Raw genomic sequence first — 23,260 nt, forward strand, 5'->3', positions numbered from 1 at the left:
CCCAGCCCGCTCTCTCCGCGCAGAGAGGCAGACAGATGCTGCAGCAACGCCACCGGTCCGTCGCACGGTCCGCAGTCAAGCACCCGACCTCCCGGGCCGCCGCCACCGCCGCCCCGGACACCACCGCCCCCGCCGTCCCCGCCACGTCCGGCGGACCCGTCGCCCTCCTCGTCGGAGCGGCGGCGCCCCACCGGCACCCGAGCGAGGCAGCCGCCAACTCCACCCTCCTGGAGGCCTGGTCGAGCGGGGTACGCACCTGGGTCCTCGACCGCGCGGAGCTGCTCGCCGCCCGCGGCCCCGAGGCCCGGACCCTCTCCGACGAGGCGACCGGCCTCGCCGGCGTCCACCCCGACGCCTGCGTCGCCTGGGCCCGCGACAGGCACGCCGCCGGCCACCGCTTCGACCTCGTCCTCGGACTGCGCGAGGACGTCCAGCTCGCCGTCGCCGACCTCGCTGCCGCACTGCACCTGCCCGGCAACCACCCGGACGCCGTCCGCCGCGTCCAGGACCCCGGCGCCCGGCTCGCGGCCCTCGCCGCCGGCGGCTTCCTCGTCGACCAGGACCGCGACCGGACCCCCGAAGGCACCGCGCTCAGCGCCGTCGGCGCCTTCGTCTCCGGCCGGCCCCACGTCTTCCTCCTCGCCGCGCCCACCAAGGACGGCTGGGCCCCCGTCACCGGGCTGCCCCACACCCCCCAGGCCCTCGCCGCCGAGGCGGCGGCGGCCGTCCTCCACCTCGGACTCTGCTTCGGCGTCTTCCGGGTGGACCTGCGCGCCACCGACCGGGGCATCGCCGTCTCGGACGTCCGCCTCACCCTCGAAGCCCCCGGCCTCCAGGCCCATCTGGCCCGGACGCTGCCCTGCGTCGAGCTCTTCAACCTCGTGTACGACGACGCCCTGGGCCGCACGGCGGCCCTCCCCGCGGCGCCCCTCGCCCCCGCGGTCCAGCCGCCCACCCCCTCGACGGTGCCTCCGTTCGTCCTCCTCGCGGGCGAGCCCGAGGGCGCGGCGGAAGAGCCCCACATATGCCGCGGCACCGACTGAACCGAACGAGAGCCGGAGACCCCGAATGACCACCGAGCTCGTCCAGCTGCTCACTCCCGAGGGCCGCCGGGTCCACCATCCCGAGTACGCCGTCGACCCCAGCGCGGCGGAACTGCGCGGCCTCCACCGCGACATGGTGCTGGCCCGCCGCCTCGACGCCGAGGCCGTCACCCTGCAACGCCAGGGCGAACTGGCCCTCTGGCCCTCGCTGCTCGGCCAGGAGGCCGCCCAGATCGGCTCCGCCCGCGCCCTGCGGCCCAAGGACCACGCCTTCCCCAGCTACCGCGAGCACGGCGTGGCCCTGGTCAGGAACCTCGACCCGGCCCACCTCCTCTCGCTCTTCCGCGGCGCGAGCAACGGCAGCTGGGACCCGGCCGAGAACAACTTCCACCTCTACACCCTCGTCATCGGTTCGCAGGCGCTGCACGCCACCGGCTACGCGATGGGCGTCGCCAAGGACGGCGCCGACACCGCCGTCATCGGCTACTTCGGCGACGGCGCCTCCAGCCAGGGCGACGTGGCGGAGGCCTTCACCTTCGGCGCGGTCTACGACGCCCCGATCGTGTTCTTCTGCCAGAACAACCAGTGGGCCATCTCCGAGCCCACCGAACGCCAGATGCGCGTCCCGCTCTACCGGCGCGCCGCCGGCTTCGGCTTCCCGGGCGTCCGCGTCGACGGCAACGACGTCCTCGCGTGCCTGGCCGTCACCCGCGCCGCCCTCGACCACGTACGGACCGGTTCCGGGCCGATGCTCGTCGAGGCGTACACGTACCGCATGGGCGCCCACACCACCTCCGACGACCCGACCAAGTACCGCGACGAGGCCGAGGTCGAGGAGTGGCGGGCCAAGGACCCGATCCTGCGGCTCCGCCGGCTCCTGGAGCGCGAGGGCCACGCCGACGAGGACTGGTTCGCCGCCCTCGACGAGGAGGCGGAGACGCTCGGCCGGCGCGTCCGCGAGATCGTCAGGACCATGCCCGATCCCGACCCGTCGGTGATGTTCGAGAACGTGTACGCGGACGGGCACGCGCTCGTCGACGAGGAACGTGCCCGGTTCGCCGCCTACCAGGAGTCCTTCGTGGACGCCGGACGGAGCAACTAGTCATGGTCACGAAGAGTCTTCCCCTGGCGAAGGCGCTCAACGAGGCCCTCCGCGCCGCGCTGGAGTCCGACCCCAAGGTCCTCCTCATGGGCGAGGACATCGGCAAGCTCGGGGGTGTCTTCCGCGTCACCGACGGCCTGCAGAAGGACTTCGGCGAGAGCCGCGTCATGGACTCGCCGCTCGCCGAGTCCGGCATCGTCGGCACCGCCATCGGCCTGGCCCTGCGCGGCTACCGGCCGGTCGTGGAGATCCAGTTCGACGGCTTCGTCTTCCCCGCGTACGACCAGATCGTCACGCAGCTCGCGAAGATGCACGCCCGCTCGCAGGGCAAGGTGCGCCTGCCCGTCGTCATCCGCATCCCGTACGGCGGCGGCATCGGTGCGGTCGAGCACCACTCGGAGTCCCCCGAGGCGCTCTTCGCGCACGTCGCGGGCCTGAAGATCGTGTCGCCCTCGACCCCGTCCGACGCGTACTGGATGCTCCGGCAGGCCATCCGGAGCGACGACCCGGTCATCTTCTTCGAGCCCAAGCGCCGCTACTGGGACAAGGGCGACGTCGACACGGATCTCGACCCCGGCGAGCTCCACGAGGCGCGGGTCGCCCGCGAGGGCACGGACCTCACCCTCGCCGCCTACGGACCGATGGTGAAGACCTGCCTCCAGGCCGCCGTCGCGGCCGAGGAGGAGGGCAGATCGATCGAGGTCGTGGACCTCCGCTCGGTCTCCCCGATCGACTTCGACACCGTCCAGGCCTCGGTCGAGAAGACCGGCCGCCTGGTCGTCGTCCACGAGGCCCCCGTCTTCTTCGGCTCGGGCGCGGAGATCGCCGCCCGGATCACCGAGCGCTGCTTCTACCACCTGGAGGCCCCCGTCCTGCGGGTCGGCGGCTACCACGCGCCGTACCCGCCGGCGCGCCTGGAGGAGGAGTACCTGCCGGGTCTCGACAGGGTGCTCGACGCCGTCGACCGCTCGTTGGCGTACTAATCGCTCGTTGGCGTACTAGGAAATAAGGAATCATGGCGATTCGCGAATTCAGGATGCCCGACGTGGGGGAGGGGCTCACCGAGGCCGACATCCTCACCTGGTACGTCAAGCCCGGCGACCCCGTCGTCGACGGGCAGGTCGTGTGCGAGATCGAGACGGCGAAGGCGGCGGTGGAACTCCCCGTCCCCTTCGACGGGGTCGTCCGGGAGATCGGCTTTCCCGAGGGCGCGACGGTCGACGTCGGCGCCGTGATCATCTCGGTCGACACGGCGGGCGCGGCAGGCCCGCAGGACCGGGCCGTGGCAGCGGCACCGGCCGTCACGGCCGCCGCAGCCGTCGGCGCCGACGCTCCGGCGCGGCCGGAACGCCGGCCCGTCCTCGTCGGCTACGGCGTCGTGGAGTCCTCCGCGAAGCGCCGCCCCCGCAAGACCGCCGGCGGCACGGCCCCCGGCAGCCGCGGGCCCGCCGCAGGACCGCGCCCGCTGGCCAAGCCGCCGGTGCGCAAGCTGGCCAAGGACCTCGGGGTCGACCTGACGGCCGTGCGCCCCTCCGGCGGGGGAGGCACGATCACGCGCGCCGACGTGCACGCCGCCGCCGTGGTCGACATCGGCACCCGCGAGATCGTGGAGCGACCGGCCCCGACGCCGGCCCCTGCTCCTGCCGCGGTGGTGCCGGACGCCCGGGAGACCCGTACCCCCATCAAGGGTGTGCGGAAGGCGACGGCGGCGGCGATGGTGGGTTCGGCGTTCACCGCGCCGCACGTCACCGAGTTCGTGACCTTCGACATCACGCGCACGATGAAGCTGGTCGAGGAGCTGAAGTCCGACAAGGACATGGCGGGCCTGCGGGTCAACCCGCTGCTCCTCATCGCCAAGGCCGTGCTGGTCGCGGTGAAGCGGAACCCGGAGATCAACGCGGCCTGGGACGAGGCGGCGCAGGAGATCGTCCTCAAGCACTACGTGAACCTGGGCATCGCCGCGGCCACCCCGCGCGGTCTGATCGTGCCGAACATCAAGGACGCGCACGCACAGACCCTGCCCGAGCTCTCGAAGTCCCTGAGCCAGCTCGTCGCCACCGCCCGCGAGGGCAGGACCACGCCGGCGGCGATGCAGGGCGGCACTTTCACCATCACCAACGTCGGCGTCTTCGGCGTCGACACCGGTACGCCGATCCTGAACCCCGGCGAGTCCGCGATCCTCGCGATCGGTGCGATCAAGCTCCAGCCGTGGGTCCACAAGGGCAAGGTGAAGCCCCGCCAGGTCACCACGCTGGCCCTCTCCTTCGACCACCGGCTCGTCGACGGCGAGCTCGGCTCCAAGTTCCTGGCGGACATCGCCGCGGTCCTGGAGCAGCCGAAGCGCCTCGTCACCTGGGCCTGAACCGGTCCTGAACCGGGACTGAACCCGGGCCCGACCGTGAGGCCGGGGGTCCTCGCCCCGCCCGAGCCGTCTCAGGCGAGGACCTCGATCCTCCACTGCGGGTCGCGGTCGTCCGTCCGGACGAACACCCGCTTGGGGAGCTGCGAGCGGTCCTCGAAGAGGTCCCGGCCGAGCGCGAGACCGTTCTGGTCGATGACGTAGACCCCGTCCCAGAGGTCGTCGAGGCCGGCGACCGTCCTGACGCCTTCCTCGGTGACCCGCTGGAGGCGCCAGACGGAGGCGGGGGAGTCGTCGGGCCGGACGGCGACCGGGGCGCGCTCGCCGCCCTCCGCGACGACGGTCTCCTCCGTGCCCTTCACGGTGAGCCGGAACCCGTCGCCCTCGGGGCTCACCGCCCACTCCGCGTACTGCTCCGGCTGCGCGAGCAGCCCCACCATCCGTCCGTCCAGGACCCCGACCGGAGCCCCCTTCGCGTACAGCCTGACGACCTTGACGATGTCCGACATCGAGCCTCCTGTGCTGAGTGCGGCAGTTGTCCCGATCCTGCCCGCACGGACCTGGCGCGGGCCAGTGAACACGCAGGTGCGTACGAGCGATCCCAGGCGCGCGTACGGCCGTGGTCACGGGGACACGCGGGCCGCCGGGTGTACGGCTAGGGCATGACGCTCCCCGTGAACCAGCTCAGCGACCCCGCCGTGCGCGCCTTCGTCACGGCCCTCAACGCCAACGACCAGGCGGCCCTGACCGAGGCCATGACCCCCGACGTGACCATGTCCGACGACGGTTCCGACCGCGATGTCCACCAGTGGCTCGACCGGGAGGTCTTCGGCTCGCGCGGGCACATGGACGTCGAGTCCGAGTCGGACGGCGGGCGCGGTCTCGTCGCCGACTACCGCAACGACACCTGGGGCGCGATGCGCACCAAGTGGCTGTTCACCGTCGACGGCGGGAAGATCTCCCGCTTCGAGACCGGCCAGGCGTAACCCCCGAGGTCGTCGGCCGGGGCGCCCAGGGGGTGTCCTGCCCCCTGGGGCCTGTCCGACCCTGATGCGTCGGACAGGCCCTAGCCCCGGCCGATGTACGGCATGGACGTCGCCATGACCGTCGCGAACTGGACGTTCGCCTCCAGCGGCAGCGCCGCCATGTGCACGACCGTCGCCGCCACGTCCGCCGCGTCCATCACCGGCTCCGCCGCCAGCTGCCCGTTGGCCTGGAGGATCCCGCTCTGCATGCGGGCCGTCATCTCGGTCGCCGCGTTGCCGATGTCGAGCTGACCGCAGGCGATCCGGTACGGGCGCCCGTCGAGCGACAGCGACTTCGTCAGGCCCGTCATGGCGTGCTTCGTCGCCGTGTACGCGATCGAGTGCGGGCGCGGCACGTGCGCCGAGATCGATCCGTTGTTGATGATGCGCCCGCCCTGCGGCTCCTGCTCCTTCATGGCCCGGAAGGCCGCCTGCGCGCAGAGGAACGCGCCCGTGAGGTTGACGTCGACGACCGCGCGCCAGGTCTCCGGATCCAGGTCCTCGACGGGGACGCCGCCGCCCGCGAACGTACCGGCGTTGTTGAAGAGCAGGTCGACGCGGCCGTAGCGCTCGCGTACCGCCGCGAAGAGGGCCGCCACCTCGTCCGCCGAGGTGACGTCCGTGGGGACGACCAGGAAGTCCCCGGCCGGCGAGGCCGCCGCCGTCTCCTCCAGGGCGGCCGCCCGGCGCCCCGCCAGGGCCACCGACCAGCCGGCCGCCGCCAGGGCGAGGGCCACACTCCGGCCGATGCCCGATCCCGCTCCCGTCACCACTGCGATGCTCATGGGCGCGCAGCGTACGCGAGACGCGTGCCCCATGAACTCATCCGTCCGACACGTGGATGTTCTGTACCCGACAACGTGTCGTCGTCCCGTCCTCCTCGAATGGCGGAAGCGCAACATCCGTCCGGGGAGGGGTACATGGACCACGTACACGGCCACGCACCAGGTCATTCCGAGGAACTCCGCGCCGCCGCACGCCACTTCGGCCGGCGCCGGTTCCTCACCGTCACCGGGGCGGCCGCCGCGCTCGCCTTCGCCACCCAGCTGCCCGCCGCCGGCGCCGCGGCCGCCGCGGAGCTCGACGGCCGGCGCGTGACGGAGGACCCGTTCACCCTGGGGGTGGCATCCGGCGACCCGCTGCCCGGCTCCGTCCTGCTCTGGACCCGGCTCGCGCCCCGCCCCTTCGAGCCCGACGGCGGCCTGCCCGCCTCCCGCGTCTCCGTCCACTGGGAGCTCGCCCGCGACGAGCGCTTCACCCGGACCGTCCGGCGCGGCCGGGCCACCGCGCACCCGGAGTTCCGGCACGCCGTCCACGTCGAGGTCGAGCACCTCGACCCCGGCCACGTCTTCTTCTACCGATTCCGCGTCGGCGACTGGACGAGCCCCGTCGGCCGTACCCGCACCGCCCCGTCCGCCGGCGCCCGGAACTCCGGCCTCAAGCTGGCCGCCGTCTCCTGCCAGGCGTACCACGACGGGTACTTCACGGCCTACCGCCACCTCGCCCAGGAGGACGTCGACGTCGTCTTCCACCTCGGCGACTACCTGTACGAGTACGCCGTCAACGCCACGGGCGGCGCCCGCGCCTACACCGACCGCACCCTCCCGGCCGTCTTCAACCGCGAGACCGTCACGCTGGAGGACTACCGGCTGCGGTACGGCCTCTACAAGTCGGACCCCGACCTGCGCGCCGCGCACGCCGCCCACCCCTTCGTCGTCACCTGGGACGACCACGAGACCGAGAACAACTACGCGGGCGGCACCCCCGAGAACGGCGTCCCGCCGGAGGAGTTCCTGCTCCGCCGCGCCGCCGCCTACCGCGCCTACTGGGAGCACCAGCCGCTGCGCCGCCCCCAGCAGCCGGAGGGCCCGGACATGCCGCTCCACCGGCGGCTGCGGTTCGGGAGCCTCGCCCAGTTCGACATCCTCGACACCCGCCAGTACCGCTCGGACCAGGCGTACGGGGACGGCTGGCAGGTCCCGGGGCCCGAGTCCGAGGACCCGGCCCGCACGATGACCGGCGCCGCGCAGGAGCGCTGGCTGCTCGACGGCTGGCGCGGCTCCCGGGCCGCCCGCTGGAACGTCCTGCCGCAGCAGGTGGTGTTCTCCGAGCGCCGCGACCGCCCCACCGCCGACTTCAAGCTCTCCATGGACTCCTGGGACGGCTACCCGGCCTCCCGGCAGCGGATCCTCGCGGGGGCGGAGGCCGCCGGCGTCGAGAACCTCATGGTGCTCACCGGGGACGTCCACGTCGGTTACGGCCTCGACATCAAGGCCGACTTCCGCGACCCGGGGTCCCGGACCGTCGGCACCGAGATCGTCGCCACCTCGATCAGCAGCGGCAAGGACGGTGCCGACCGGCCGGCCAACCACGACCGGCTCACCCAGGCCAACCCGCACCTGAGGTTCTACAACGGGCGGCGCGGCTATGTGACGGTCACGCTCGCCACGGACAGCGCCCGTGCCGACTTCCGTACGGTCCCGTACGTCACGAACCCGGGCGCCCCCGTCACCACCACCGCCTCCTACGTCACCGAGGCGGGCAACCCGGGCCTCACGCCCGCGTAGGCGCCGCCTCGGAGGGATAGCGGACGCCGACGCGCTCCCGTACGGCGTCGAGCGTCCGCATGACCGCGAGCGAACCCTCCAGCGGCACGAGCGGCGACTCCGTCGCACCCGCCCGCAGGCAGCGCATCACCTCGGCGGCCTCGTGCCGGAAGGAGTGCGGGTCGTCGCCCGCCACGAACTCCTCCGGCTCCCGGCCGTCGCGGTGCAGCGTGAACCGTTCGGGGAAGAAGAAGCCGCGCGGCACCTCGATCCGGCCGAGCGTGCCCGTCACGGCTGCCGTCAGCGGAGTGTCCGCGACGAGCGAGCAGGACAGCAGCGCCGAGGCGCCCGAGTCCCAGCCCAGCAGCATCCCCGTGTTCAGGTCGACGCCCTCCGGCGAGATCAGCGCGTGCGCCTGGACCGAGTCCGGCTCGCCGAGCAGCAGCTGCGCGAACGACACCGGGTACACCCCGAGGTCGAGCAGCGCCCCGCCGCCCACCGCCGGGTCCCGCAGCCGGTGGTCGGCGGCGAAGGGGCCCGCGAGCCCGAAGTCCGCCTGGACGGTCCTGACCTCGCCGACCGCCCCGTCCCGCACGAGCTCCGCGAGCCGCAGGACGAGCGGGTTGCAGTACATCCACATGGCCTCCATCAGGAAGAGGCCGCGGTCCCGGGAGAGGGTGACCAATTCCTCCGCCTCACGGGCGTTGAGCGTGAGAGCCTTCTCGCAAAGCACCGCCTTTCCCGCCTCCAGCGCGAGCCCGGCCGCCTCCCGGTGCGCGTGGTGCGGCGTCGCCACGTACACGACGTCGACGTCCTCGTCGGCGAAGAGTCCGGCCCATTCCCCGTACGCGCGCGGGATCCCGAAGCGGTCCGCGAAGGCCTTCGCGGACGCCTCCGTGCGGGACGCCACGGCCACGACCTCGGCGCCGTCGAGCGTCAGCAGGTCCGTCGTGAACCGCTCCGCTATGCCGCCCGTCGCCAGGATCCCCCAGCGCACCGTTCCGCTCATGTTTCCCCACCCGTCCCGAAGAGGTCTCGACCATGCCGGTCGAGCTGAGAGCATAGGCAAGGATTCAACGAAATGGAGCAGTCGATGCCGGAGAGCGGCCAGAAAACAACACAAGGGAACATAACCGAGAGCGCCTCGGTCGCCCCGGCGGGTCCCGTCACCGCCGCCCGGCGCGTGGGGCTGCTCGTCACCCTCGTCCTGGGCGGACTCACCGCCCTGCCCCCGCTCTCCATGGACATGTACCTCCCGGCGCTGCCGGAGGTCACCGACGCCCTCCACGCACCGGCCGCCACCGTCCAGCTCACGCTCACCGCCTGCCTCGCCGGCATGGCCCTCGGCCAGCTCGTCGTCGGCCCCATGAGCGACAAGTGGGGCCGCCGCCGGCCGCTCCTCGCCGGCATGGTCGTGTACGTCCTCGCCACCGCCGTCTGCGCCCTCGCGCCCACCGCCGAACTCCTCATCGGCTTCCGGCTGCTCCAGGGCCTCGCGGGCGCCGCCGGCATCGTCATCGCCCGCGCCGTCGTCCGCGACCTCTACGACGGCGTCGAGATGGCCCGCTTCTTCTCCACCCTGATGCTGATCTCCGGCGTCGCCCCGATCGTCGCGCCCCTCATCGGCGGCCAGATCCTGCGGATCACCGACTGGCGGGGCGTCTTCCACGTCCTCGCCGTGATCGGCATCCTGCTCACCCTCGTCGTCTGGCGCTTCCTCGGCGAGACCCTGCCCCCCGAGCGGCGCCACGAAGGCGGCGTCGGCCACGCCCTGCGCACCATGCGCGGGCTCCTCGCCGACCGGGTCTTCGCCGGCTACATGCTGACCGGCGGCCTCGCCTTCGCGGCCCTCTTCGCCTACATCTCGGCCTCGCCGTTCGTCGTCCAGGAGATCTACGGGGCCTCACCGCAGACCTTCAGCCTGCTCTTCGGCGTCAACTCGATCGGCCTCGTCCTCGTCGGCCAGATCAACGGCAAGCTCCTCGTCGGCCGCGTCAGCCTCGACAAGGTCCTCGGCTGGGGCATCGGCACCATCCTGCTCGCCTCCGTCGCCCTGGTCCTCATGACGACCGGCGTCTTCGGCGAGGTCGGGCTCGTGCCCGTCGCCGCCGGACTGTTCGTCCTCATGTCCGCGATGGGCCTGGCCCTGCCGAGCACCAACGCCCAGGCGCTGATGCGCACCCCGCACGCCGCCGGCTCCGCCTCCGCGCTCCTCGGCACCTCCTCCTTCCTCGTCGGCGCCGTGGCCTCCCCGCTCGTCGGCATCGCGGGCGAGCACACGGCCGTCCCGATGGCCGTCGTCCAGCTCGCCTGCGCCGCCCTGTCCCTCACCTGCTTCCTGGCCCTGTGCCGCCCGTGGCAGGCGGGCAGGAAGGCCACGGGCGGCTGACAGAACGGCGCGGGTCGGGTCAGTGTCCCGGGTTCTTGCCCGCGGCGACGGTCCTGACCCGCTCGACCTGGACGTTCGAGGCGTGCTCCAAGTTGCGGGGATCGGTCTCGTTCGCGTTGATGTGCGCGACGACGGTGCCGATGCGCATGACCACGTCGGCGGAGCTGTCGTCCGCGAACGCGTCGGTCTCGTCGGCGACGGTGACCACCGTCACCGGCTTCGCCGGCTCTCCGTACTCGGCGGAGGACTTCCGCTTCTCCGCGGCCAGACCCTTCATGGCGGCGCCCGCCTGCTCCTCCGTCCCGAACGAGAAGAGCCTGAACTCCACGCGCGTCCCGTCCGAGTCGCCCCGGGCCTCCATGTCCTTCCCCGAGATGCCGACGAGACCGGTGCACGCCACCCCCGTCTCCTCGGCACAGTGATCGACGGCCTCGGAGCCCTGGCCCACGAAGGGCTCACCCCCGGTGAAGACGTCGCTCACCTCGGACTCGACCGGCAGCGCGTGCATCAGCCCCGTCGGGTCCAGCCAGACGGCCTTCGGGACTTCCGCGCCCGGCCGCGCCTCCCCGGGAACCCCCGGCGCCTTCTCGCTCCCGGCCGCCGGGACGTCCTCCTCGCACCCCGTCAGCGCCAGCACCAGCGCCGCCGCCACAGCAGTCCCCCGTACGACAGACCTCACACGAACTCCTCGATAGACCGAATGCTCGTCAAAACTTGGCATGAGCACTCAACATCATCCGCGTCGTGCGAACCAACTCCGGTGCCCCGCCCGGACGGTCGTGACCAGCACCTTCGGGCGGCCGGGAGCCGAGGACCCGCCACGTAGAATGTCGCGGTGAACGCCCCCGCCTCCCCGCCCTCCGCCGAGTCCCTGCGCGCCGCCCTCGCCGGGCTCCTCGACGGGCTGCCGCCCACCCAGGCGGCCCGCGCCGTCGAGCGGCTGATCGCCAACTACCGGGGCACCACCCCGACGGACGCCCCCGTGCTGCGCGACCGCTCCGACGTCGCCGCGTACGCCGCGTACCGCATGCCGGCGACCTTCGAGGCGGTACGGGGCGTCCTCGACGCCCTGCGGGAGGCCGCACCCGACTGGGTGCCGGCCACGCACACCGACGTCGGCGGCGGCACCGGCGCCGCCAGCTGGGCCGTCGCCGAGGCCTGGGACGAGGCGCCACCCAGGACCACCGTCCTCGACTGGGCCGAGCCCGCCCTCGCCCTCGGCCGCGAGCTGGCGGCGGGCGCCCTCGACGCCGAGTGGCGGCGAGAGCGGATCGGCACCGCGCTGCGGCTCGCGGACACGGACCTCGTCACCGTCTCGTACGTCCTCAAGGAGCTGACCGAGGCCGACCGCACGGCGCTCGTGACCGAGGCGGCGCGCGCCGCGCAGGCGGTCGTGATCGTCGAGCCCGGCACCCCCGACGGCTACGAGCGGATCATCGCCGCCCGCACCCTGCTCGTCGACGCCGGCTTCACCGTCGCCGCGCCCTGCCCGCACAGCGGGACCTGCCCCATCGTGCCCGGCACCGACTGGTGCCACTTCTCGGCCCGCGTGAGCCGCTCCTCGCTGCACCGCCAGGTGAAGGGCGGCTCCCTGCCGTACGAGGACGAGAAGTACAGCTACGTCGCCGCCGCCCGCTTCCCGGTGACCCCCACGGTCTCCCGCGTCACCCGCAGGCCGCAGATCCGCAAGGGCCTGGTCCAGCTGGAACTGTGCGGCCCCGACGGGCTCGCGCGGGAGACGGTCACCAAGCGCCACGGGCCCCTGTACAAGCAGGCCCGCGACGCCGAGTGGGGCGACTCCTGGCCGCCGGAGCAGGACGCCTAGGCCCGGTCGGGGCGACCGGACGGGATCCAGGGCCTGAGCTCCTGCGTGCAGCACTTCACACTGCCGCCGCCCTTCAGGAGCTCGCCCAGGTCCATCCCGAGCGGCTCGAAGCCCCGCTGCCGCAGCGGCTCGAAGAGGCCCACCGCCGCCTGCGGCAGCAGCACGTGCAGACCGTCGCTCACCGCGTTGAGCCCGAGCGCCGCCGCGTCCTCCTCCGTCGCGATCAGCGCGTCCGGGAAGAGCCGGGCCAGTACCGCGCGGCTGCCCGGGGAGAAGGCGGCCGGGTAGTACATGACCTCGTCCCGGGCGTCGTCGAGGACGCACAGCGCCGTGTCCAGGTGGTAGTAGCGCGGGTCCACCAGCTCCAGGCCGATCACCGGCCGGCCGAAGAACTCCTGCGCCTCCCCGTGGGCGAGCGGGCTGGAGCGGAAACCGCGCCCCGCGAGGATCCACGAGGCGGTGACGGCGAAGTCGCCCTCGCCCTCGTTCACATGCTCCGGAAGCCGGACCGCGTCGTCAGGCCAACCGTTCCTGCGGAACCAGGACAGGTGCGCGGCGGCCTCGTCGGACCGCTCGGCATGGGCGAACTTCGCGCCCAGCACCCGGCCGCCGACGACCGTGGCGCCGTTCGCCGCGAAGACCATGTCCGGCAGCGCCGGGTCGGGCGTCAGCAGCTCCACGGTGTGGCCGAGCGAGCGGTAGCGGTCGCGGAGGTCCTCCCACTGGGCGAGGGCCAGCGGCAGGTCGACCGGTTTCGTGGGGTCCATCCAGGGATTGATCGAGTACGTCACCGAGAAGTGCGCGGGTGGGCACATCAGGTAACGGCGGGGCGAGGACGTGCGCGGAGTGGGGCGCAAAGGGGGCTCCTCACGAACGGGCGGACGGAAGAACCGAAGATCGGTGGACCCATGGTCCGCCCTCGGCGCGCCCCGCGCTGTGGACCGTTCGGGTGGTTCCCGCGCCCCGCCCCCTCCGGCGCGCCGCGCACCCCGTTTCCGCACCCCGCTTTCACACTCCGGTCACCCGGGGCGCAGGATGGTGGGACCATGGGCAGAGCCGAACGGGCGAGCATGAGCTGTGAGGGGATAGATGGGCGACGGTATCGGCCGCTACCGCGGCACGGAGAGCAAACTCGCACAGTGGCTGCGCAGGCGCCCGAAACGCACCGCGGCCGACGAAGAGAACGACCGCGAGAAGCTGCTCCTGGCCACCGCCGCCGCCGGGCTGCCCCTGGCCCCCGCCGCGTATCCCGTCGGCTACAGCTGCTCCTGTGAGCGGATCGGCTGTCCCACCCCCGCCCGGCACCCCGTCTCCTTCGCGTGGCAGACCCAGTCGACCACCGACCGCGCCCAGATCGAGCGCTGGGCGAGGAACGAGCCCGAGGCCAACTTCGTCACCGCCACCGGAATGGTCCACGACGTCCTCGACGTCCCGCTGGCCGCCGGCCGCGCGGCACTGGAGCGCCTGCTCGCCGAGGGCGTCGAGGTCGGACCGGTCGCCGAGTCCGCCGACGTCGACCCGGTCGGCGGGCGCATGCTCTTCTTCACCGCCACCCGCGGCACCCCCGAGGACGAGGACGAGTGGTGGCCCTGTGAGCTCGACTGCCACCCGGAGACCATGGACGAGCATCCGGGGCTGCGCTGGCACTGCCGCGGCAGCTACGTCCTCGTACCGCCGGCCCGGCTGCCCGGGGACGAGGACGCCCACCCGGTCGTCGCCTGGGTCCGCGGCCCCGAGCACCCGCTGCCGGACCCGCTGAACCTCCTGGAGACCCTCACCGACGCCTGCGCGCGGCACGCGGCCGAGCGGGAGGCCGAGGGCGACGGGGAGCACACGGCCCACGAGATCGCCTGGCCGCTGACCCGCTGAGGCGGGCGGGGGACCAGGCCTCGCGAGCTGTTACGAGCCCACCGCGCCGACCACGCCCTGGAGCCGGCCCGCGATCGTGACCCCGTCCCGGTCCGCACCCGCCGGCTTCACCAGGACGACCTGGTCCGACACCCACTCCTTGGTGACGGTGTTCTTCACCGTGCCGGTCAGCAGCGCCTTGACGTCCGGGCCGACTTTCGGCCGGTAGCCCTTCGCCGCCGTCTGCCGCTCGAAGTACCGGGTCGCGAAGAAGACGAACCCGCCGCCGTCCTTGGTCCGCAGCCCCAGCGGGGCGAAGTCCCCCTGGTCCGCGACGCGGTCGATGTACTGCGTGGCGAGCCCCGGCCGCTTCGCGCCCTTCTGCCGCTCCTCGCGCCACAGCGAGGTGTGCGGCCCCGCCGCGTACGGCCCCGGCTTCCCGTCCTGCAGAAACGCCACGTACTCCGCCCCGAGGTCCTCGGGCGCGACGGCGAGGGCGTCGCTGTCCGCGGCGACCGGCACCGCGTACCCCTCCTCCTCGGCGAACTCGGGCACCGCCTGCGGGCTGAGGACCACCAGGTGGGCGACCTCCCACAGCTGGTCGGGCCCGTTGCGCACGAAGGCGAGGAGCCAGCGCTGGTCGGTGCGGCCCTGGTCGACGTCGCGGTTCGAGTCGGTGTCCGCGACGAACCAGCGCGGCCAGCCCGCCTTGCGGGGCACGACGAACCGCGCGTCGGTCAGTTCGAGGGGCTGGTGGTTCGGGTTGCCGCCGGGGCTCGTGACCGCCCGCGAGCGCAGCCCCGCCTGGTTGATGGCCCCGAGCGGACCGGTCACCCGGGTCGCGTCCAGGGCGGGGTCATGGGCCTTGTCGGCCCGGTTGTAGGCGGCGGTGAAGTCGGCGAGGGCCTGCGCGGCCTCGTCCTTCGTCACCGCCGGAAGCAGCGCGGTCTCGCCGTGGACCGTCACGCAGCCGCTCGCGGTCAGCGCCAGCACGGTCGCCGCCGCGGTGGCCGCCAGCGCCCTCACCGGTCGTGCCGCGAGACGCTCAGCCGGTCGTCTCGGCGCTCGCCTCAGCCTCAGCCTGCTCATCGGTCGCCTTCTGCTTCTCCACCCGCACGGACGGACCCGACCCTATCGGGGCCAGGAACAGCGCGAGCGCCGGGACCAGATACAGCGCCCACACCGTGACCTGAAGGACCGTCGGGTCCGGCTGGAAGTTGAAGACGCCCTTGAGGAGGGTGCCGTACCAGCTGTCCGGCGGGATCGTCGCCGAGACGTCGAAGGCCTTGTCCGCGAGGCCGTCGAGGAAGCGCGCCTCCTGGAGGTCGTGCACGCCGTACGCGAGGACGCCCGCCGCCACGACGACCAGCATCCCGCCGGTCCAGGTGAAGAACTTCGCCAGGTTGATCCGCAGCGCGCCCCGGTAGAACAGCCGGCCGAGGAGGACGGCCGTGAGCAGGCCGAGGACGACCCCGGTCAACGGCTCGTACGAACCGCCCGAGCCGCTCTCCGAGGCGGCCCGTACCGACGCCCATACGAAGAGCGCCGTCTCCAGGCCCTCGCGGCCGACCGCGAGGAAGGCGGTCGCGACGAGTGCGCCCGTGCCCATCTGCAGGGCGGCGTCGAGCTTGCCGTGCAGCCCGGCCCTGAGGTGCCGGGCCGTGCGCCGCATCCAGAAGACCATCCAGGTCACCAGGACCACCGCGACGATCGACAGCGAGCCGCCGAGCAGCTCCTGCGCCTCGAAGGTCAGCTCCTGCGAGCCGAACTCCAGGCCCGCGCCGAAGGCGAGCGACACGGCCACGGCCACGCCGATGCCGATCCAGACCGGCTTCAGCGCGTCCCTGCGCCCGGTCTTCACCAGGTACGCGACGAGGATGCAGACGACGAGGCTCGCCTCCAGGCCCTCGCGCAGGCCGATCAGATAGTTGCCGAACACGTCGGTTCTCCTTCTCGATGATCCTCGATGACGCAGGTCACGAGAACAGCGCCCGGCCCCACCAGTCGTCCTTGTCCCGGACGCCCGGCGGGATCGCGAACAGCGCCGAACCCACGTGCTGGATGTACTCGTTGAGGGCGTCGGCGCGGCCGAGCGAGGTCTGCACCGGGATGAAGCCGGTCCGGACGTCCTTCTGGTACGCCAGGAAGAACAGGCCCGCGTCCAGCCGGCCGAGGCCGTCCGTGCCGTCCGTGAAGGAGTAGCCGCGCCGCAGGATCGTCGCCCCGCCGTTGGTGTCCGGGTGCGCGAGCCGGACGTGCGAGTCCGGCTTCATCGCCTTCAGAAAGGGCTCGTCGTGCTCCTTGGCCTTGCCGACCGGGGCGCCCTCACGCTTGTCGCGGCCGAAGATGTCCTCCTGCTCGCCGAGCGGGGTGCGGTCCCAGGTCTCGACGTTCATGCGGATGCGGCGGGCGACGAGATACGAACCGCCGTCCATCCAGGCCGCGGAGCCCTCGGCGTCCCTGCCGGAGACCCACACGTGCTGCGCGAGCCGCTCGGTCTCGGTGCCCGCGATGTTGCGGGTGCCGTCCTTGAAACCGAAGAGGTTGCGGGGAGTCTGCGCGTCCGGCGTCGTCGAGGACGTCTTGCCGAAGCCCAGCTGCGACCAGCGCACCGCGACCTTGCCGAAGCCGATCCGCGCGAGGTTCCGGACGGCGTGCACGGCGACCTGCGGGTCGTCCGCGCAGGCCTGCACGCACAGGTCGCCGCCACTGCGCGCCGGATCCAGGTTGTCGCCGGGGAACCTGGGGAGCTCCACCAAGGCACCGGGCCGCTTGCCCTTCAGTCCGAAACGCCCGTCGAAGAGCGAGGGGCCGAAGCCGACCGTGAGGGTGAGCCGGGAGGGCCTGAGGCCGAGGGCCTCGCCGGTGTCGTCCGGCGGCGCCTCCGGCAGCCCGCCGTACGCGCCCTCGCCGACCTCGGCGCCGGCCGTCATCCGCTCGGCGGCCCGCGTCCAGTCCTTGAGGAGCTGGACCAGCTCAGCGCGGTCCTCGGTCCGTACGTCGAAGGCGGCGAAGTGCAGCCGGTCCTGCACGGCGGTGGCGATGCCGGCCTGGTGCGGGCCGTGGAAGGGCACGGCCCCGCCGGTGCCGGCGACGGGCGAGGTGCCGTCGTCGTGGCGGGCCAGCGCCACGGCGCCGCCCGCCGCGGCGGCACCGAGCGCGAGCCCGGCCCCGCCCCAGCCGATGACCGTACGGCGGGAGGGCGGGGCCCCCGCCGTCTGCTCCCGGGTCTCCTCGGACATGCCCTCTGCCTCCGTCCCGCTACTTGACGACGGCGGCGGCGAGCTTCGAGAGCGGCTCGGCCAGCGCGTTGACGCCGTCCAAGAGCTCCTTGCGCTCGGCCTTGCCGACCTTCTCGTACGAGGTGAAGACGTAACTCGTCTTGTCCGTGCGGTACTTGTCGAGCAGCGCGTTCAGCGCGGCGAACTGCCTGTCCAGCTCGGCGACCAGCTTCGGGTCGTTCTTCGTGGCGACCGGCCTGAGCAGGTCGAAGGACTTCTGCGCGCCCTCGACGTTCGCCTTGAAGTCGACGAGGTCGGTGTGGGAGTACCGCTCCTCCTCGCCGGTGACCTTGCCGGTGGCGACCTCGTCCAGGAGCTCCTTGGCGCCGTTGGCCATCGAGGTCGGGGTGATCTCGGCCTTGCCGACCCGCTTCACCCAGTCCGCGAGGTCCTTGTCCAGGGTGTCCGCGAGCTGCTTCTCCGCGGCGCCGAGCTTCTTGTCCTTCCAGAGCGCCTTCTCCAGGCGGTGCCAGCCGGTCCAGTCCTTCGCCGGGTCCTGGCCCTCCTCCAGGCCGTCCTCGCGGACGTCGACCTTGGGGTCGATGTCACCGAAGGACTCGGCGACGGGCTCGGTGCGCTCCCAGCCGATGCGGGACTCGGCGTAGGCCTTCTTCGCGGCCTCGATGTCCCCGGCGCGGACGGCGTCGGTGAAGACCTTCGCCTTGGGGAGGGTCGCGTCGGCCTGCGCCTGGACGTACTGGCGGTACGCGGCGACGGCGGCGTCCCTCTCCGGGGACCGCCCGGTGCTCGTGGCGCCGGTGCCGATGAGCTTGACCTGCTGACGGATGCCGTCGCCGACCATGCCGGGCTTGCAGGCGATCGTGTAGTCGCCGGCCTTGATCTCGGCGGTGATGGTGGCCTTGGTGCCGGGGCCGATGTTCTCGCGCTCGGTGACGATCCGGTCGTCGGGGTGGAGGACGTAGACCTCGGTGACCTTGGAGCCGCGGTTCTCGACGGCGAGCGTCACATGGCCGGCCGGGAACTCCTTCTGCGACACCTCGCAGGAGTCGTCCTTGGCGATCACGGTGACCGCGCCGTCCGCTCCCTTGCCGTCGCTCTTCTCGGCGCAGCCCGTGACGGCGGTCAGGGCGGCCGCGGTCGCGGCGGCGGTGACGACGGAGAGGCGGACGGCTCGCATGGGGAACTCCAGGAAAGCGGGGACGGGGGAGACCGGGGGTGAGGCGGACCTAACTTAGTCGAGGCTTACTTGAAGACGTGGTCAAGAGCCGGTCAAGGAGAGGTACTTGTCGGGTTCAGGGCTGTGCGTCGGCGCGGATCGGTACGACGAGGGGGGCCCCGGTCCGCGGGTGCGGGAAGACCTCCACCGGCTGCCGGTAGACCCGGCTCAGGACCTCCGCGTCCAGCACCTCGGAGGGCGGACCGGCCGCCTCGATCCGGCCGCCGTGCAGGACCGCGACCCGGTCCGCGTGGGCGGCGGCGAGCCCCAGGTCGTGCAGGACGACCACCACCGCGTCCCCGGCCGCCGCGCGCTCCCGGCAGACCCGGAGCACCAGTTCCTGGTGGCGCAGGTCGAGCGCGGCGGTCGGCTCGTCGAGCAGCAGGAGCCCGGTCCGCTGGGCCAGGACCCGGGCCAGCGCGACCCGGGCCCGCTCGCCGCCCGAGAGCGCGGAGAACGGCCGCCCGGCGAAGGCCTCGACCTCGGTCGCGGCCATCGCGAGCGCGACGGCCGTCTCGTCCTCGTCCTCCCGCTCGGTACCGGCCCAGGGAGCCCGGCCCATCCGGACGACCTCGGCGACGGGAAAGGGGAAGGTGAGCGCGGCGGCCTGCGGCAGCACCGCCCGGCGCAGGGCGAGTTCGGCGGCCGACCAGCCGCGGGCGGCCCGACCTCCGATCCGTACCTCTCCGGCGATCGGGGCGAGATCGGCGGCGAGGGCGGCCAGCAGCGTCGACTTCCCGGCGCCGTTGGGCCCCACCAGGGCCAGGACCTCCCCGGCCCGCACCCCGATCCCGACGCCGTCGAGCACCACCCGGCCGCCGAGCGCGACCCGCACCCCGACCGCCTCGGCGACGAGCTCGCCGCGCGCGGCGGGGGAGGGGAGCGACCGGGCGCGCCGGTGCGGAAGCAGCCCCCGGAGCCGTACGGCCGCCATGGATGCCACGGATGTCATGCCCAACCACCTTGCCTGCGACGGGTCCTGCGCAGCAGCCAGAAGAAGAACGGGCTGCCGAGGAGGGCGGTGAGGACGCCCAGGGGGAGTTCGGCCGGGACCGCGACCGTGCGGGCCGCCAGATCGCCGGCCGCGAGGACGACCGCGCCGCCCAGCGCGCTGCCCGGCACCAGGAAGCGGTGCCCGGGGCCGTTCGCCATCCGCAGCAGATGCGGGACGAGCAGACCGACGAAGGTGATGATCCCGGCGACCGCCGCCGCCGCCGCGGTGAGCAGCGCCACCACCAGGATCAGCGCGACCCGCAGCCGCTCCACGTCCACGCCCAGGTGCCGGGCGGGCCGCTCGCCGAGCGCGAGCAGGTCGAGCCTGCGGGAGTGGAAGGGGGCGACGGCCAGACCGAGGAGCGCGCAGGGCAGCACGGCGAGGACCCTGGGCCAGGTCGCCTGGGCGAGCGACCCGAGCTGCCAGAAGGTGATCTGGGTGATCTGCGCGTTGTCGGCGAAGAAGAGGAAGAGGCCGATCAGCGCGCCCGCGAAGGCGTTCACCGCGATCCCGGTGAGGATCAGGGTCACGACCTCCGTGCGTCCGCCCGAGCGGGACATCGCGTACACGAGCAGCACCGTCGCCAGGCCGGCGACGAAGGCGCAGACGGTCACCGTCCAGTTCCCGAGGAAGGTGAGTCCGAGGGCGATGGCGCCGACCGCGCCGACGGCCGCGCCCGCCGAGATGCCGATGACGCCCGGCTCCGCGAGGGGGTTGCCGAACACGCCCTGCATGAGGGCGCCCGCGCAGCCGAGCGAGGCACCGACGAGGACGGCGAGGACGACCCGGGGGAGCCGGATGTTCCACAGGACGCTCTCGGCCGTGCGGTCGAGTGCGTGCCCGCCGAGCCCGATCCGGTGCCGGCCGGAGGCGAGGACGTCACCGAGCGGGATCTCGTACGCGCCGGTCCCGGCGGAGAGGAGGGAGAGGAGGAGCAGGGCGGCGAGGAGCGAGAGGGTGAGGACGGTGGACCGGCCGCGCCGTCGGCCGGGCGGCCGCGTCGCCGGGGGTTCCGGCGTGGCGGGGGCCTCCGGGAGCGCCGTCACCTCGGCTCCCCGTACAACTGGCGGACCAGGGACTTCAGGACCTGGTCGGTGCGCGGGCCGTAGTTGAGGAGGACGCCGTCGTCGACGCTGACGACCCGCTTGGCCGCGCCCGCCGGGGTCTGGGCGACGCCCGGGAGCTCCATCAGGCCGTCGACCCCGCCGACCGAGTCGAGTCCCTTGCGCATGACGAGGATCGCGTCGGGCGCGGCCTGCGCGAGGGCCTCGCTGGTGAGCGGGGTGAAGTCCTTCGTCAGGCCGGACTCCTTGCCCGCGTCGACCGCTCCGGCCGCTTCGAGCAGGGAGCTCGCGCCGGACTCGGCGCCGCCGAGCAGATAGACGGCGGCGGACCCGCGGACGTAGAGGAAGGCGACCCGGGGCTTCTCCGCGTGGTCCGGGAGGTCCTTCCGTACGGCGTCGATCCGCTCCCGGGTGCGCTCCTGGAGCGCGGTCCCGGCCTCGCGTACGCCGAGGGCGGCGGCGACCGCGTCGATGCGGGTGCCGACGTCCGCGAGCTCCTTGGCGGGCTTCACGACGACGAGGGGGATGCCCGCGTCCCGGATCTGGGCGACGGCCTCGGCCGGTCCGGTGGTGGACTCGGCGAGGACGACGGTGGGCCGCAGCGAGAGCACGCTCTCGGCGGAGACGTCATGGGCGCGGGTCACCACCGGGAGGTCCGCGGCCTGTTCGAAGGTCGCGGTGATGTCGCGGGCGACGACCTTCCCGCCGAGGCCGAGGGTGAAGACGATCTCGCTGAGGGAGCCGCTGAGCGGGACGACCCGCTCGGTCGAGGCGACGGTGACCGTGCGCCCGTCCGCCGAGGGGACGGTGACGGGCAGTCGGGGCGCGGCCGGGGCGGCGAGCGGCTCGACCCGGTCGGTGGCGGTGGCGGCCTTGGTGGCGGGAGACCCGCCGGGGGCGGCGCCACCGCCGGTTCCGCTTCCGCCTCCGTCACCGCAGCCGGTCGCCGCGAGGGCGAGGGCGAGCACTGCTGTCAGCGCTCCCGCGAGGCGAGTTCTGCGCACCGGACACCGTCCTGTCGTTCGTTCCGTCTGTCGCGTACGGGCCGGAGGGGTTCCGGCCGAAGCGGGGTTCAGCTTAGGTTAGCCTTACCTCACTTGCTAGCCCGCGACGCCCCCTGGAAGGGGTCCCATGCTGCTGTCCAGACCCGCCCGCGTGCTCGCCGTGGGCCTCTTCGCGGCCCTGCTCGCCGCGCTCGTCCCGGCCTCGCCCGCCCACGCGGAGAGCCGCACGGTGCAGGGCGGCCGGCTCGACTGGGGCATCAGGTCCTCCTTCCAGAGGTATGTCACCGGGCCCATCGCCCAGGGGAGTTGGGGCCTCACCGGCGGCGCCGCCACGGTCGGCACCGGCCAGTTCCGCTTCCACTCCGCGCAGGGCTCGTACGACCCCGGGACCGGCGCCTTCGAAGCCGTCTTCACCGGCGGCGTCCGCTTCACGGGCCACCGCAAGGCGGACGGCACGAACGAACTCGACCTCACCGTCAGCCGCCCCCGTATCGTCGTCCAGGGCGGCCGCGGCACCCTCTACGCCGACATGGCGAGCAAGGCCAAGGGCAGCGGACGCATGAGCGTCACGGCCCAGGTGCCGCTGGCCACCCTGAACCTCGGCGGCATCGACATGCGCGGCGGCGGCAGCCCCGTCGCCCTCAGCGGGGTGCCCGCCACGCTCACCGCGCAGGGCGCCGCGGCCTTCGCCGGCTACTACCCGGCCGGTACGCAGCTCGACCCCGTCAGCCTCACGGTCGACGTCCAGGCCCCGAAGCAGGCCGCGCCGAGCACCGCGCCGACGGTTGTGCCGACGACAGGAACCCCCACGAGTCAGTCGCCCACGGCGAGTTCCCCCAGCGAACCTGCGAGCGCCAACGCCCTCAGGACCGCCGCGGTCGACTGGGGCGTCCGCCGGACCTTCCGCGAGTACGTCACCGGGGCCATCGCCCAGGGGAAGTGGACCCTCGCGGGCGGTGCCCAGGACGGCGGCGCGCTCTTCCGCTTCCCGGACGGCAAGGGCACGTACGACGCGGGGAAGCAGACCCTGGACGCGGCCTTCGCGGGCAGCGTCCGCTTCACCGGCGCCCACCTCGACCTCACCCTCAGCGGGGTCACCGCGACGGTGACCGGCGGCAAGGGCACGCTCAGCGCCGACGTCACCAGCGCCGGGACGACCACGAAGGCCGTGCCCCTCGTCACCTTCACCGCCCGGGACTTCGCCCCGAAGGACGGCCTCGCCGCCGTCACCGAGGCCGCCGCCACCCTCACCGAGGGCGGCGCCAAGGTCTTCGGCGGGATGTACAGGGCGGGGACCGCGATGGACCCCGTGTCGCTCGCCGTCACCGTCGACGCCGCGGCGAAACTGCCCGCGCTCCCGGACCTCGGCAGCGGGGTCACGTCCTCCTCCGCCCCGACGAAGGTGCCCGCCCCGTCCCCGTCCGCCTCGTCCGCGTCCTCGCCGGCCGCGGCCTCCACGGCCTCCACCGGCACGTACGTCGCGATCGGCGCGGGCGTGTTCCTCGCCGCCGCGCTCGCGGTCTTCGTCGCCGTACGCCGTCGCCGTACCGGCACCCCCACGGACTGACCCCTCCCATGGGCTTACCCCGCCGCGTACCGCCCC

At 73.3% G+C, this 23,260-nt stretch carries 21 protein-coding genes; 9 read left to right on the forward strand and 12 right to left on the reverse strand.

What is annotated here, in order from left to right; genetic code table 11:
• Positions 1-840 precede the first annotated feature (840 nt).
• From pdhA to DEJ46_RS28400, 3 genes are read left to right on the forward strand one after another with little or no spacing between them, the layout of a single operon-like run.
• Positions 841-2,145, forward strand: coding sequence for a pyruvate dehydrogenase (acetyl-transferring) E1 component subunit alpha (gene pdhA / locus DEJ46_RS28390; protein ID WP_223835508.1), 1,305 nt, complete (start codon positions 841-843; stop codon positions 2,143-2,145).
• A 2-nt stretch (positions 2,146-2,147) separates the two neighbouring features.
• Positions 2,148-3,128 carry an alpha-ketoacid dehydrogenase subunit beta gene (locus tag DEJ46_RS28395; RefSeq protein ID WP_150270849.1) on the forward strand — a complete coding sequence of 327 codons (981 nt, stop codon included), beginning with the start codon at positions 2,148-2,150 and terminating at the stop codon, positions 3,126-3,128.
• Positions 3,129-3,160: 32 nt separating this feature from the next.
• The gene (locus tag DEJ46_RS28400; RefSeq protein WP_150270850.1) at positions 3,161-4,507 is read left to right on the forward strand and encodes a dihydrolipoamide acetyltransferase family protein; all 1,347 of its coding nucleotides are present in this window, start codon (positions 3,161-3,163) and stop codon (positions 4,505-4,507) included.
• Between the two features lie 71 nt (positions 4,508-4,578).
• On the opposite strand, the gene DEJ46_RS28405 is transcribed toward DEJ46_RS28400, so the two are convergent.
• A complete protein-coding gene (locus DEJ46_RS28405) occupies positions 4,579-5,013 on the reverse strand; it encodes a hypothetical protein (RefSeq protein ID WP_150270851.1) in 435 nt (144 codons plus the stop codon).
• Positions 5,014-5,166: 153 nt separating this feature from the next.
• On the opposite strand from DEJ46_RS28405, the gene DEJ46_RS28410 reads away from it, so the two are divergent.
• Complete coding sequence (locus DEJ46_RS28410; RefSeq protein ID WP_150270853.1) at positions 5,167-5,490, forward strand: nuclear transport factor 2 family protein; 324 nt, start codon at positions 5,167-5,169, stop codon at positions 5,488-5,490.
• A gap of 80 nt (positions 5,491-5,570) precedes the next feature.
• Here DEJ46_RS28410 and DEJ46_RS28415 read toward each other — a convergent pair whose 3' ends face one another.
• Positions 5,571-6,347 carry an SDR family oxidoreductase gene (locus DEJ46_RS28415; RefSeq protein WP_150270855.1) on the reverse strand — a complete coding sequence of 259 codons (777 nt, stop codon included), beginning with the start codon at positions 6,345-6,347 and terminating at the stop codon, positions 5,571-5,573.
• 102 nt (positions 6,348-6,449) lie between these two features.
• Between DEJ46_RS28415 and DEJ46_RS28420 the strand changes: the two genes are divergently transcribed.
• Entirely contained in the window at positions 6,450-8,096 is a 1,647-nt protein-coding gene (locus DEJ46_RS28420; protein ID WP_150270857.1) for an alkaline phosphatase D family protein, read from the forward strand.
• On the opposite strand, the gene DEJ46_RS28425 is transcribed toward DEJ46_RS28420, so the two are convergent.
• Positions 8,083-9,084, reverse strand: a complete 1,002-nt coding sequence (locus DEJ46_RS28425; protein ID WP_150270859.1) for a Gfo/Idh/MocA family protein — start codon at positions 9,082-9,084, stop codon at positions 8,083-8,085. The two genes, DEJ46_RS28420 and DEJ46_RS28425, sit on opposite strands and share 14 nt — an antisense overlap.
• An 84-nt stretch (positions 9,085-9,168) precedes the next feature.
• Here DEJ46_RS28425 and DEJ46_RS28430 point away from each other — a divergent pair, with 84 nt between their 5' ends.
• A complete protein-coding gene (locus tag DEJ46_RS28430) occupies positions 9,169-10,464 on the forward strand; it encodes a multidrug effflux MFS transporter (protein ID WP_150274851.1) in 1,296 nt (431 codons plus the stop codon).
• A 19-nt stretch (positions 10,465-10,483) separates the two neighbouring features.
• Here the strand turns inward: DEJ46_RS28430 and DEJ46_RS28435 are convergent, their stop codons facing one another.
• Positions 10,484-11,143, reverse strand: coding sequence for a hypothetical protein (locus DEJ46_RS28435; protein WP_150270861.1), 660 nt, complete (start codon positions 11,141-11,143; stop codon positions 10,484-10,486).
• 156 nt (positions 11,144-11,299) lie between these two features.
• On the opposite strand from DEJ46_RS28435, the gene DEJ46_RS28440 reads away from it, so the two are divergent.
• Positions 11,300-12,289, forward strand: a complete 990-nt coding sequence (locus tag DEJ46_RS28440) for a small ribosomal subunit Rsm22 family protein (RefSeq protein WP_150270863.1) — start codon at positions 11,300-11,302, stop codon at positions 12,287-12,289.
• Here DEJ46_RS28440 and ddaH read toward each other — a convergent pair.
• Positions 12,286-13,146 (reverse strand): dimethylargininase, encoded by an 861-nt coding sequence (ddaH, locus tag DEJ46_RS28445; protein ID WP_359686180.1) that lies wholly within the window; start codon positions 13,144-13,146, stop codon positions 12,286-12,288. The genes DEJ46_RS28440 and ddaH overlap by 4 nt on opposite strands.
• Before the next feature lie 232 nt (positions 13,147-13,378).
• On the opposite strand from ddaH, the gene DEJ46_RS28450 reads away from it, so the two are divergent.
• The gene (locus tag DEJ46_RS28450; RefSeq protein ID WP_150270865.1) at positions 13,379-14,158 is read left to right on the forward strand and encodes a bifunctional DNA primase/polymerase; all 780 of its coding nucleotides are present in this window, start codon (positions 13,379-13,381) and stop codon (positions 14,156-14,158) included.
• A gap of 30 nt (positions 14,159-14,188) precedes the next feature.
• Here the strand turns inward: DEJ46_RS28450 and DEJ46_RS28455 are convergent, their stop codons facing one another.
• The 7 genes from DEJ46_RS28455 to DEJ46_RS28485 all read right to left on the reverse strand — a co-directional run bounded on the left by DEJ46_RS28455 (position 14,189) and on the right by DEJ46_RS28485 (position 21,657).
• Positions 14,189-15,226 (reverse strand): hypothetical protein, encoded by a 1,038-nt coding sequence (locus DEJ46_RS28455; protein WP_150270867.1) that lies wholly within the window; start codon positions 15,224-15,226, stop codon positions 14,189-14,191.
• Positions 15,183-16,076, reverse strand: coding sequence for an iron uptake transporter permease EfeU (efeU, locus tag DEJ46_RS28460; protein WP_150270869.1), 894 nt, complete (start codon positions 16,074-16,076; stop codon positions 15,183-15,185). The genes DEJ46_RS28455 and efeU overlap by 44 nt, the downstream gene beginning before the upstream one ends.
• A 37-nt stretch (positions 16,077-16,113) precedes the next feature.
• Positions 16,114-17,379: an iron uptake transporter deferrochelatase/peroxidase subunit gene (efeB, locus tag DEJ46_RS28465; protein WP_150270871.1), complete on the reverse strand. Its 1,266-nt coding sequence runs from the start codon at positions 17,377-17,379 to the stop codon at positions 16,114-16,116.
• Between the two features lie 19 nt (positions 17,380-17,398).
• Complete coding sequence (gene efeO / locus DEJ46_RS28470) at positions 17,399-18,556, reverse strand: iron uptake system protein EfeO (RefSeq protein ID WP_150270873.1); 1,158 nt, start codon at positions 18,554-18,556, stop codon at positions 17,399-17,401.
• A 115-nt stretch (positions 18,557-18,671) separates the two neighbouring features.
• A complete protein-coding gene (locus DEJ46_RS28475) occupies positions 18,672-19,547 on the reverse strand; it encodes a heme ABC transporter ATP-binding protein (RefSeq protein ID WP_223835165.1) in 876 nt (291 codons plus the stop codon).
• On the reverse strand, positions 19,544-20,635 hold the full coding sequence (locus DEJ46_RS28480; protein WP_150270875.1) for a FecCD family ABC transporter permease: 1,092 nt from the start codon (positions 20,633-20,635) through the stop codon (positions 19,544-19,546). Before DEJ46_RS28480 ends, DEJ46_RS28475 begins: the two co-directional genes overlap by 4 nt.
• The gene (locus DEJ46_RS28485) at positions 20,632-21,657 is read right to left on the reverse strand and encodes a hemin ABC transporter substrate-binding protein (RefSeq protein WP_223835167.1); all 1,026 of its coding nucleotides are present in this window, start codon (positions 21,655-21,657) and stop codon (positions 20,632-20,634) included. The genes DEJ46_RS28480 and DEJ46_RS28485 overlap by 4 nt, the downstream gene beginning before the upstream one ends.
• Before the next feature lie 127 nt (positions 21,658-21,784).
• Here DEJ46_RS28485 and DEJ46_RS28490 point away from each other — a divergent pair, with 127 nt between their 5' ends.
• On the forward strand, positions 21,785-23,224 hold the full coding sequence (locus DEJ46_RS28490; RefSeq protein ID WP_150270879.1) for an HtaA domain-containing protein: 1,440 nt from the start codon (positions 21,785-21,787) through the stop codon (positions 23,222-23,224).
• The last annotated feature ends 36 nt before the right edge of the window (positions 23,225-23,260 follow it).

Origin of the sequence: Streptomyces venezuelae (assembly GCF_008642375.1) — a bacterium.
Taxonomy (GTDB): Bacteria; Actinomycetota; Actinomycetes; order Streptomycetales; family Streptomycetaceae; genus Streptomyces; species Streptomyces venezuelae_G.